At 66.8% G+C, this 11,648-nt stretch carries 7 protein-coding genes and 1 pseudogene; 3 read left to right on the top strand and 5 right to left on the bottom strand.

Annotation, left to right across the window (positions count from 1 at the left end; all coding sequences use genetic code 11):
• Nucleotides 1-56: 56 nt before the first annotated feature.
• Together QMK33_RS21825 and glgP are read left to right on the top strand one after the other, a co-directional pair.
• Nucleotides 57-490: pseudogene (locus tag QMK33_RS21825) on the top strand (triose-phosphate isomerase).
• 78 nt (nt 491-568) lie between these two features.
• Entirely contained in the window at nt 569-3,112 is a 2,544-nt protein-coding gene (gene glgP / locus QMK33_RS21820) for an alpha-glucan family phosphorylase (RefSeq protein WP_283566747.1), read from the top strand.
• A 1,133-nt stretch (nt 3,113-4,245) separates the two neighbouring features.
• Here glgP and QMK33_RS21815 read toward each other — a convergent pair.
• The gene (locus tag QMK33_RS21815; protein WP_283566746.1) at nt 4,246-5,151 is read right to left on the bottom strand and encodes a bestrophin family protein; all 906 of its coding nucleotides are present in this window, start codon (nt 5,149-5,151) and stop codon (nt 4,246-4,248) included.
• A 30-nt stretch (nt 5,152-5,181) separates the two neighbouring features.
• Nucleotides 5,182-5,580, bottom strand: coding sequence for a hypothetical protein (locus QMK33_RS21810; RefSeq protein ID WP_283566745.1), 399 nt, complete (start codon nt 5,578-5,580; stop codon nt 5,182-5,184).
• Nucleotides 5,581-5,774: 194 nt separating this feature from the next.
• On the opposite strand from QMK33_RS21810, the gene QMK33_RS21805 reads away from it, so the two are divergent.
• Complete coding sequence (locus QMK33_RS21805; protein ID WP_283566744.1) at nt 5,775-6,716, top strand: phosphatase PAP2 family protein; 942 nt, start codon at nt 5,775-5,777, stop codon at nt 6,714-6,716.
• 219 nt (nt 6,717-6,935) lie between these two features.
• Here QMK33_RS21805 and QMK33_RS21800 read toward each other — a convergent pair whose 3' ends face one another.
• The 3 genes from QMK33_RS21800 to QMK33_RS21790 form a co-directional block, all read right to left on the bottom strand.
• Nucleotides 6,936-7,853, bottom strand: a complete 918-nt coding sequence (locus QMK33_RS21800; RefSeq protein ID WP_283566743.1) for a universal stress protein — start codon at nt 7,851-7,853, stop codon at nt 6,936-6,938.
• Nucleotides 7,854-7,906: 53 nt separating this feature from the next.
• On the bottom strand, nt 7,907-8,740 hold the full coding sequence (locus QMK33_RS21795; RefSeq protein WP_283566742.1) for a universal stress protein: 834 nt from the start codon (nt 8,738-8,740) through the stop codon (nt 7,907-7,909).
• 388 nt (nt 8,741-9,128) lie between these two features.
• Nucleotides 9,129-11,618, bottom strand: coding sequence for a cation-translocating P-type ATPase (locus tag QMK33_RS21790; protein WP_283566741.1), 2,490 nt, complete (start codon nt 11,616-11,618; stop codon nt 9,129-9,131).
• Between the last annotated feature and the right edge of the window lie 30 nt (nt 11,619-11,648).

Here is an 11,648-nt window from a genome sequence, read left to right as displayed (position 1 = left end):
CGCCACGGCGGCACCCGGCGTTACGGTGGTGAGCCGGGCCGCTGGCGCTATACCTGGTGCTGGCGCTCGCCCTGCTGCGGCCCGGCAGCGCCGTTTTGCTGGGCGCGCAAAACGGCGCGCAGCAGGCTGCGGGGGCCTACGCAGGCGAGATTTCGGCGGCCATGCTGCACTCCGTGGGGCGGCCTATGTGGTACTCGGGCACAGCGAGCGGCAGCACTACTTCGGCGAAACCAATGCGCTGGTGGCCGAAAAATACGCATCGCACTTGCCAACAAGCTACTACCCATTTGCGGCGGCGGCGAGGCGCGCCCACGGCGACTACCTCGGCTTCGTTAAAACCCAGCTTCGCGACCGCCTTTTCCACTTGTCGGCCGCCGCGTTTGGGGCCGTCATGGTTGCCGCCGAGCCGCTGCGAGCCATCGGCACGGTGGCGGCGGCGCAGGCAATGCGCACCGCGCTGCGCGGTTTCCAGACTAGAAATCCAGTCTAGGGTATAGCCCCCTCTCTGAAGGAAGGGGGACTATGCCCATAGGGGTCCCGTGAGGTGCCCGCCAGAACATCCCTCCCCATGAATACCACCAACCCAACTTTCAGCCGGAGCCACGGCTTCCTGCCCACCGAGCTACCCGGCCTCGACGCCCTGACCGAGCTAGCCCTCGACCTGCGCTGGTCGTGGAACCACGCGGCCGATACGCTCTGGCAGCAGCTCGACGCCGAGCTGTGGGACCGCACCCACAACCCCTGGGTAGTGCTGCAAACCGCCTCGCGCGAGGTGCTGGAACAGCGCCTCGCCGACCCGGCCTTCCGGGCGCAGATGGCGGCCCTGCTGACGCAAAAGCAGCAGGCCACCGACCGCCCCAAGTGGTTTCAGGAGGAGCACCCGGCGGCGGCGCTCACCTGCGTGGCGTATTTCAGCATGGAGTTTATGCTGAGCGAGGCGCTGCCCATTTACGTGGGCGGGCTGGGCAACGTGGCCGGCGACCAGCTAAAGTCGGCCAGCGACCTGGGGGTGCCCGTGGTGGCGGTGGGGCTGCTGTACCAGCAGGGCTATTTTCGTCAGGAGATTGACCGCCAGGGTGTTCAGCAGGCGCTGTTTCCGTACAACGACCCCGGCCAGCTGCCCATTACCCCGCTGCGGCTGCCCAACGGCGAGTGGCTGCGGCTGCAAATCAGCCTGTCGGGCTTTCCGGTGTGGCTGCGCATCTGGCAGGCGCAGGTGGGCGACGTGCTGCTGTATTTGCTCGACAGCAACGACCCGGCCAACCTGCCGGTGCACCGGGGCGTCACGACTGAGCTCTACGGCGGGGGCATGGAGCAGCGCATTCAGCAGGAAATTATCCTCGGCATCGGGGGCTGGAAAGTGCTGCGGGCGATGAGTATCCGGCCCGAAGTGTGCCACCTCAACGAGGGCCACGCCGCCTTTGTGGTGCTGGAGCGGGCCCGCACGCTGATGCTGGAAACCGGCCTCTCGTTTGAGGCCGCCCTGGCCGCCACGCGGCCCGGCAACCTCTTCACCACTCACACGGCCGTGGCAGCGGGCTTCGACCATTTCAGCCCGGCCCTGATGAACCAGTTTTTGGGCGACTATGCCCGGCAAGAGCTCGGCATCGACCTCGATACCCTGCTGGCGCTGGGTCGCCAGCGCCCCACCGACCCCACCGAGAGCTTCAACATGGCCTTTTTGGCCATTCGGGGCTGCGGGGCCGTGAATGCGGTGAGCCAGCTGCACGGCCAGGTGAGCCGGCAGTTGTTCAGCGGGCTGTTTCCGCGCTGGCCCGTTGAGGAGGTGCCGATTGGCCACGTCACCAACGGCGTGCACATCCCCAGCTGGGATTCCGAGGCCGCCGACGAGGTCTGGACCACCGCCTGCGGCAAAGAGCGATGGCGCGGCGACCTCACCGCCCTGGCCCAGCACATTGGCCAGGTGCCCGACGCGCCCCTGTGGCAGCTGCGCACCAGCTGCCGCCAGGCGCTGGTGGCCTACACCCGCGCGCGGCTGGCCCGGCAGTTCACCGTAGCCGGCCAGCCGCCCGAGCTGCTTGCCATCGCCGCCAAAGTGCTCGATGCGAATGTATTAACCCTGGGCTTCGCCCGCCGTTTCGTGCCCTATAAGCGGCCCGACCTGCTGCTGCACGACCCCGCGCGGTTCATCCGGCTGCTCACCAACCACAAGCAGCCGGTGCAGCTGGTGCTGGCCGGCAAGGCCCCGCCCTTCGACGAATCGGGCAAGGCCCTCATTCAGCAGTGGATGCAGTTTATTAGCCAACATAATCTGTATCAGTATGTTGTCTTTCTCAGTGATTACGACATGCTGATGGCCGAGCACCTGGTGCAGGGCGTCGATGTGTGGCTGAACACGCCGCGCCGGCCCTGGGAGGCCTGCGGCACCAGCGGCATGAAGGTGCTGGCCAACGGCGGCCTCAACCTCTCGGAGCTCGATGGCTGGTGGGCCGAAGCCTACACCCCCGAAGTGGGCTGGGCCCTGGGCGACGGCCAGGAGCACGGCGACGACCCCGCCTGGGACGCCGCCGAGGCCGACGCGCTCTACACTCTGCTCGAAACCCAGGTGGTGCCCGAGTTCTACGCCCGCGACGCCCACGGCATCCCCACCCGCTGGGTCGAGCGCATGCGCCGCAGCATGGCCACCCTCACGCCCCCCTTCTCGGCCAACCGCACCGTGCGCGAGTACACGGAGAGCTACTACCTGCCCGCCGCCACCCGCTACGCCCAGCGCGTGGCCGCCAAAGGCGCGGCCGGCGCAGCCATCAGCACGCGGCACCAGGCCGTGGGCCGCGAGTGGGCGGCGCTGGGCTTTGGGGAGGTGCAAACGCAGGCCGTGGCCGGCGGCTACCTGTTTCAGGTGCCCATCCGGCTCGGCGCGCTCACCCCCGCCCAGGTCATGGTCGAGCTGTACGCCACGGGCCTGCCCGGCGAAAACACCCTGCGCATCCTGCTGCAACCACCCGCCGACCGCAGCGCCGATGGCCACTACCACTACCAGGCGCTCGTCACCACCACCCGCCCCGCCGGTGATTTCACGGCCCGCATCCTGCCCGCTTACGAGGGTATCGCCGTGCCGCTGGAGGACCAGCACATTTGCTGGCAGCACTGAGGCGGAGGCAGCAGAGCAGCGAATAGCGTCACACTCTTTTCGTGGTTTTGTCCTTTAACATGAGAAGTGTTGTCGGACAAACCTTAGAAAAGTGCCGAGTTTCCGTCTGCCCAACTACCACGCCTGTTTTAGTATTTTTAGATTGGTCAACTTCTGAGGAATAAGTACCCGTTGCTCATTAGTTTGCTATACAAAAGCGTCATACTGAACGCAGTAAAGCATCTTAATCAGAAGAGCAATCTTCACGTTTAGAGCTGGTTACGCGACTAAGATGCTTCACTGCGTTCAGCATGACATTCTTTTTTAACATAAACTATTTGCCAACGGGTACTTACTTTTGGTTAATTATGGGAAGCTGCCATATGCAAAAGCCACTTACTAAGCATCTGCTAACTATGCGTTACGCCCTGTTTCTTTTGCTAGCTTCCTTACTGCTAGGCAGCTTGCCTACTCGTGCACAAACCCTCCCTACGCCATTAGTTATAGACAACTCGGTTTGGCTGGACAGTGTGCAACACCTCGCGCTGTCCCAACAAGTAGCAGCCGTGCAGCTGCGCGCTTGGCACGACACGCTTCTAGCTCCCTATCAAATGCCACTGTGCCGGATGGGCGTGTCTGTTGCCACATTCAGTGCAGCACCCACTCGGCTGTTGCCAAGCCCCACCAAGCCCCGAGGCTTCCCCTTAGTATATGTGGTTAATGGACAGGCTTTCTACAATAACGATGCGGCCACTATTAGGCAGTTACAACAGGCATTGCGCAGCCAACCCATTCGGCAGGTGACGCTCCTGCGCGATGTGAAAGCAGCCGCCATCTATGGCTCGCGGGGAGCTAATGGGGTCGTAGTGCTAGCTAGTGCGAAGGCCAAACACCGTGAATAGCTCACGCAACATACTCGCTTAAAGTTTTTTACGTGTTGCAAATGGTCCTTTGCAACACGTAAAATAGTAGACTCAAAAGCTACTCCCCTACTACTGCAGCACTACACTTTGTTAGCATAGCATAGGCTTAAATTACTTAAAGCCAGAATCTTAATCATAAGTAACACAACAAAAAGGTTAATCGGGGCTCTGGCTATCAGCGGGGGGGTAGGGAAAACAGGGTGCGGGCAAGCCAGCGAAAAGCCCGCCGCCTCACAGCAAGTAGAACCCTTCGGGCGCGAGCGGCGCGGGTACGGCGCTTTCGTGCAGCAGCTGGCGCAGGTTGATTTCCACGGTGCGGGCCAGGGCCGTGACCGGCGTATCGGTGGGCTGGTTGCTGAAGGGGTCTTGCAGGTAGCGGGCGGTGCGCTCGAGCAGGAAGAAGGTGGAGGCGGTGGTCAGCAGCACCGGAATTTCCCAGAGCCCGATGGCCTGCACCAGCCCCAGCGAGAGCGTGAGCAGAAACAGGTAGATGAAAAAATGCACCAGCCGCCGGTAGCTGGCCGGAAACACCGTGCTCTTGAGGCGCTCGGCCTGGCCCAGCGCGTCGCAGAGGCGCAGCAGCGTGGCATCGAGCTGCACCTGCTGGTAGGCATTGAGGGCCCCTTGCTCGAACAGCTTTTTGAGCTGCGCCGTGTGCAGGGCCAGCAGCGCCAGGGGCTTGTTATCCTGGCTGTGCGTGTACGCCAGCTCGGCGGGGGGTAGCAACCTGGTGAGGGTGGCGGTGGTATCGAGGCCGCGCAGGGTTTCGCCAAGGCAGTAGCACCAGGCTATCTGGCGGTGGGCCAGCGCGCGTAGCGGCCACGGGGCGGCGGCCAGCACGGCATCGGGCACGAAGCCGCTGGCTTGCAGCACCAGCGCGCGCGAGTCGTTGACGATGGCGCCCCACACCTTGCGGGCCTCCCACCAGCGCTCGTACGACTGGTTGGTTTTGAAAGCCAGCAGCAGCGAAATCAGGCTGCCCAGAATGGTGGGCAGCTGCAGCGGCACGGGCGGCAGGAAGGCCCCAATGGCGAGCTTGAGCAGGTGGAAGAAGCTGGAAATCAGCAGCACCCGCACCAGGTCGGGGCGAATGCCCCGGAAAAGATAGGCGGCCGGGAGCCTGGTATCGAGCAGCATAGCGAGGGCGGGAGGGAAAGGGCGCGGGGCCTACGCGGCCAGCAGCATCTGGCGGGCCGCCGCTTCGGAGCCGAAGCCCGCGAGCTGGCCATCGCCATCTACCCGCGCCAGCACCAGCGCGGTGGCGAGGTGCCCAAAAAAATCATCGGCAAACACCACAGCGTGGCGCAGCAGGCCCGCCGCGTAGGCGCGCGGGTACCAGTCGGTGGCCATCCAGGTGGCCAGCTCGTCCCACATCAGGTGCGAGGCACGGCGGTCGTCGAGCAGGCGGTGGCAGTGCTGGGTGGGCAGCACGGCCAATATCTGCTCGTAGCCGTCCTGGGTCGAGGCCAGCGTTTGGGCGGGGCCCCAGCGGGCGTGCAGCAGGTCGTCTACGGCGTCGTAGTCGAGCACGAGGGTAGGAGATTCAAATAAGAGGCGGTGGCGCATAGGGAAATCGGCCGGCGCCCGGCGCAGGGCGGGCATACTGGCTAGCTCAAAGCTAGCGCCCCCTACCCCCCTACTACCTGATATAAATCACCAAAAAGCCTGATTCTCATCAGCCCCGGCGCGGCCGGGCGGGCGGTACTTGCGGCAGCTTCCGGTGGCGCGCGGCCGGCGTATTTGGCTTTACAATTTTTCTCATGCAGCGTTTAGCGGTGCCCCTTCTGGCCGGGCTGCTGGGGCTGGGGCCAGCCCCGGCCGCCCTGGCCCAGCAGGCGCCCTCGCCCTACCAGACCCGGTTTGCCGTGGAGGCACCCCTCACGCTGGGGCTGGCCGGCCTCAGCGCCGCCGGCCTCTACCTGGTGCAGCACAAGCGCGTAGCCCCGGCCGCCGAGCTGGCGGCGCTGGACCGCACCCAAATACCTGGTATCGACCGGTTTGCGGCCGGCACGTACAGCGCGCGCGCCCAGGCCCAGAGCGACGCGCTCTGCTACGGCACGCTGGCGCTGGTGCCCGCCCTGCTGGCCTTCGACGCGCCCGTGCACGGCCGCTACGGCCAGGTGGCGGGCCTCTACCTGGAAACGATGGCCACCACGGCCGCCATTTTTACGCTCACCGTGGGCACCGTGTACCGCTACCGGCCCTACCTCTACGGGGCCGAGGGCGGCGGCCGGCGCAGCGGGGCGGTGGCGGCCAACTCGTTTTTTGGCGGGCACGTGGCCCACACGGCCACGGCCACGTTTTTTGCGGCCCAGGTTTTTCACGATTTCAACCCCGGCTCGCGGGCCCAGCCCTACGTGTGGGGCGCGGCGGCGGCCGTGCCGGTGGTGGTGGCCTACTTCCGCCTTAAGGCTGGCAAGCACTTCCTCAGCGACAACCTGGTGGGCTACGCCGTGGGGGCCAGCGTGGGCGTGCTGGTACCCCGGCTGCACCGCGCGGCCGCCGGGTACGACGGCGCGGCCCTGCCCCCACAGCACTTTACCGATGCGCTCATCGGCTGCGCGGTGGGTGCCACGGCGGGGGTGGCCGTGCTGCACTTTTATAAGAAGCTGCACGGCAAAGACTTATCCCTCACGCCCATGCAGGGCCTGAACGTGAACGGCTACGCCTACGGCGGCGTGCGCCTGACCCAGCCGCTGTAGGCCACCCGGCTTGCCGCGCAGTTTGCTCCTTGGGGAGGTCGTACACGTCGCCGCCCTCGGCGCGGTGGTCGGGGGCTAGGGGCGCAGCCAGGGCGGCAGGCTGGTGGCCGTAGTCGCCGTATTTTGGGTAGCTGACCGCCCTTTCAGGTTAGGATATCCGCTCCGGTCCGACGCGTTCGGCGTCGGACCGGAGCGGATGGCTTGACTTAGGAGCTGTTCTCAGTAGGCTGGGCTGAGGCCCTGGAGCACGCTGGTGGCAGACTGGATTATAGTGGCCGAAGCCTCGGGTACGGGGGCGGGCCCGGCGGCCAGGGTGGTGGGCAGCACCAGTATCGGCACGGGGCAATCGGTTAATAGCCGGGCCGTTACGCTGCGGTGAAACACGTCGCCCAGGTAGCTGCGCTGGCGGGCAAACACCACTACCAGGTCGGCCTGCGTGTTGCGCACGGCATTCAGCACGCCTTCGGCATAATCATCTTGATTATAGCCTCTTAGCGCGGGAATGGGCAGCCCGGCCAGGAGGCCGCTGGCCTGCACGGCGCGCAGGGCAGCGGCGCAGCCCGAGTCATCCTCAACCCCGCCCGACACGTGGGCCACGAGCAGCTCGGTGCCGGGCAGCGCGAGCAGCGCGCGGAGGGCCAGCGCCGCCGGGGCCAGGGCAAAGGCCTCGCGGTCGGTGGCAATCAGGATGCGGCGGGGGGGCCGGGTGGCCGGGGTAGCGAGGGGCACTGCCAGCAGCGCATGCTGGCCGGCTCGCAGCAGGTCGGCACAGTCGGCCACCACGCTGGCGGCGGGGTGCCCGGCGTCGGGCTGGCTGAGCACAAACAGGGCCGGCGCGTAGCGGGTGGCCAGGTCGTGGGCGATGGTGGGCAGCAGGTCGGTGGTAACGACCACGGTAGCCGGCGTGCGCAGCGCCGCCGCCTGCCGGTGCAGGGCGGCCGTGGTGTCGGTTTCGGTAGCTAGCTCGGCCTGGCGGTAGCGCTCACCCACTATCAGGTAGGGGTCAAACAGCGAAGCGCGGTTGACGTGCAGCAGCACCAGCCGGCCGGTCAGGGCCTGGCCCAGGGTATCGGCATACTGCTCGGCGTGGCGGGCAGCTTCGTAAAAACCGGCAAAAACAACGAGCGTCAGGGGCATGGCGAGGGAAGAATAAAACGTGGAACAGCGGCGGGGCTAACCAGCGCCGGGCGCTAGTCCGTTGCCACGGGCAGCAGCAGCACGGGCACCTGGGAGTAGCGCAGCACATCGGCGATAACGCTGCCACTGAAGAGCTTATGCACCCAGCCGTGGCCCTGGTCGAGCAGCACTACCAGGTCGGCCGCCAGCTCGTCAGCCGCCTCCCAAATGCCCGTGGCGGGGCGCACGCCCACCACGCGGTGCAGCTTGGCACCCGGCAGCGCGGCGGCCAGGCCGCAGGCTTGGGCGGCCAGCAGGCCGGCCTCGCCGGCAGCCAGGGGGTGGTACAGGGGCAGCACCGTCAGGGGCGTAACGGTGCAGGCCAGCGCGTCGAGCAGCGGGGCCAGCGCCCGCACCGGCGGCGTGAGCCGGAAGGGCTGGTCCTCCACGGCCAGCAGCAGGTGGCGCGGAGGGCGCTGGGCGGCGGCGGGCAGGCGCTCGGGCACCAGCAGCAGGGGGTAGCCGGTTTGGTGCGGCAAGGGCAAGGCGCGGTTGCTGAGCAGCTCATCGAGCGGGCCGTTGGTGGCCGTGAGGCCCGCCACCAGCAGTGCCGGCTGGTGGCGGGCCAGCACCTGCTGGCACGCACTGAGCCAGTCGCCCTCCAGCACCTCCACCGTGGTGGGCACCGGCAGCCGGGTGGCCGCCTTCGTCAGGGCCGCCCGCACAGCGGGCACGTAGTCCAGATCAACCAGCAGCTGGCCATACTGTAGGGTGGCAACGGGTGGCATCGGCACTACGTGCACCAAGTGCAGGGTGGCCCCCACGGCGGCGGCCAGCGCCGCGGCATAGGCCAGCGTGGGCTCGCCGGCGGGTGAGGCATTGGTGAGTACAACAAAGCTTGGGTTCATAGCACTAAGAAAAAGGGCGCGCCCGGGAGGGCGGGCGCCGCCCGGCTGCAATAAGGAGGGGCGGCGTGAAGGCCGCCGCGGCCCGGCAAAGCGGACAGGCACCGCAGCAAAAGTATCGGCTCCCGCCCGCGGGCGACATGACGCAATGCCGGCAATAACTTGATTTAAATCAGGCTATTGGCAAGCAAGAAAAATAGTACGTGCTGTTGCGCAGTCCATAACGTGGGAGCGATGCTGGCGCGGCGGCTGGCGCTGGTCAGCGCCGGGCCGGTGGGCGGGCCGGGCTACCTGGGCGGGCAAATCCGCCACCCCGCATGGGCCGGGGAGACTCCCCGGTAAGGCAGCACGCTCCTATACGGTCAACTACTTGATTACGTGGTCTTTATGCTCATCCCCTGCCCCGCAGCACGGCCTTGTACCCCTCCACCCACCCCACCCCCAGCAGCGCGGCCAGCGCGCACCAGCCCAGGGCCGCCAGCGGCACGGGCGCGAAGCCAAACAGTCGCTGCGCCGGCGGCACCAGCAGCGTCACCAGCAGCAGGGCCAGCGTGAGGGCCAGCATCAGCCAGAGCAGGCGGTTGGGCACGCGCAGGGTCTGGAGCACCGACTGCGTGAACGAGCGGTTGACGAGCGTGAGGCCGATGTTGCTGAGTACCAGCGTGGCAAAGGTGAGCGTGCGCACCACCGGCAGGGCCGCGCCCTGCTGCATAAAGTAGTAGTACACGCCCAGCACGGCCGCCGCAATGCCCAGGCCCTGCGCCAGGCTGCGGCCCAGCTCGGCCCCGGCCAGGAAGGTGCTGGTGAGCGGGCGCGGCGGCTGGCGCATCTGGCCGGCCTCGGCGGGCTCGTTTTCGAAGGCGATGGAGCAGGTGGGGCCCATTACCAGCTCCAGAAAAATGATGTGGACGGGCGTAAACAGGTTTTCCCAGCGCCAGCCCGCCAGCAGCGGCACGGCCACGGTGAGCACAATGGGAATGTGGATGGAGACGACGTAGAACACCGCTTTTTTGAAGTTCTGGTAGATGCGCCGGCCCTGGGCAATGGCCGTGACCATGCCGCCCAGGTCGTCGTTGACGAGCACCAGGGAGGCGGCCTGGCGGGCCACTTCGGTGCCGCGCCGGCCCATGGCCACCCCAATGTGCGCGGCCTTGAGGGCGGGGCCGTCGTTCACGCCGTCGCCGGTCATAGCCACTACCTCGCCGGTGGCTTTGAGGGCCTCCACCACTCTCAGCTTGGCCTCCGGAAACATGCGGGCAAACACCGCCGTGCGGGCCGCCAGCGGCGGCAGCTCGGCGGCCGGCAAGTCCATAACCTGCTGGCCGGTGAGCAGCGTATCGGCCCCCGGCAGGCCCACCTGGCGGGCAATGGCCTGGGCCGTTTCGGGGAAGTCGCCGGTTATCATCTTCACTTTAATACCCGCTTCGGTAAAGGCTTTGATAACGGCCGCCGCGTTGGCCTTGGGCGGGTTTTCGAGGGCAATCAACCCTCGGAATTCCCAGGTAAAATCGTCCTGCGCAGCCGGAAAATCGGGGCCGGGCTGGGTGCCCCGCGCCACGCCCAGCACCCGGTAGCCCTGCGCCGACAGCTCCTGCGCCACGCGGCGGATTTCGGCGGCCACGGCCGGGGCGGGGCGGCACACGGCCAGCACGTGCTCAACCGCCCCTTTGGCGGCAATTAGCGGCTGGCCACTCACTTGGCGCACGTGCGTCATCATGGGCGGGGTGCCGGCCAGCGGGTACTCGTGCAGCATGGGGGCGGGCGCGGCGGCGGCGGCCGGGTCGGCGGCTACGAAGGCGGCCACGATGGCCTTTTCCATGGGGTCGAAGGGCTCGGTTTCGCTGGCCCAGCGGGCATAGGCCAGCACCGGGGCGGCGGTGGCCGTGAGCGGGCCGGGCAGGGCCACAAGCGTGGCCGTGGCCCCGTCGTAGAGCTGCTTAACCCGCATGCCTTCTTCGGTAAGAGTGCCGGTTTTGTCGGTGCAGATGACGGTGGCCGAGCCCAGGCTTTCCACGGTTTGGGGCTGCTTGGTGAGCACGCCCAGCCGGCTCAGGCGGGCCGCGCCCAGCGCCATAAAGCTGCTGAAGGCCACCGGAATTTCCTCGGGCAAAATGGACATGGCCAGCGTGAGGCCGAAGAGCAGGGCCGTGACCCAATCACCCGACTTGGCATAATTGACGCCCCACACCAGCGCAAACGCCCCGAGCCCCACCCAGGCCATGCGGGCCACAAACTGCTGCACCTGTAGCTGCAAGGGCGTTTTTTCGGTGGCGATAGCCGCCATGCTTTGCCCAATCAGGCCTAGCTTCGTTTGCCCGCCCACGGCCGTGAGCGTGAGCCAGGCGCTGCCCGAGGCCGTGCTGGTGCCGCCAAATACGGCATCGCCCACGGCCTTAGCCACCGGCACGGCCTCGCCGGTAAGGGTGGCCTCGTCGGCCGAAAAGTCGTTGAGCTCCGTGATGGTGCCGTCGGCGGGCAGGCGGCTGCCTTCGGCCACGCGCACGGCGTCGCCCACCACCAGGTCTTCGACCGGCACGGTGGCCAGCGCGCCGTTGCGCCGCACCTGCGCCTGGGGCTGGGTCAGCTCGCGCAGGGCCCCCAGGGCCGCGTCGCTGCGCAGCGCCTGGTACACCGAAATGCTGGCCACCACCAGCAGCGCCGCGCCCAGCGTGAGGGCTTCCGCCACTTCGCCCAGCGCCACATACACCCCGCAGGCCACCAGCAGCAACAGAAACATGGGCTCGGTCACCACGTCTTTCAGCGTGGCCAGCAGGCCGGTGGGGGCGTTGTCGGGCAGCACGTTGCGGCCGTGCGCGGCACGGGCCGCAGCCACGGCGGCGGTGGTGAGGCCAGGGGGCTGAAGCTGAACATTGGGTACCATAAATACTTTTTAGTTACTATGTTAAAGGCA

Origin of the sequence: Hymenobacter sp. H14-R3 (assembly GCF_030063445.1) — a bacterium.
Taxonomy (GTDB): Bacteria; Bacteroidota; Bacteroidia; order Cytophagales; family Hymenobacteraceae; genus Hymenobacter.
This window is presented reverse-complemented; position numbering and strand designations above follow the sequence as displayed.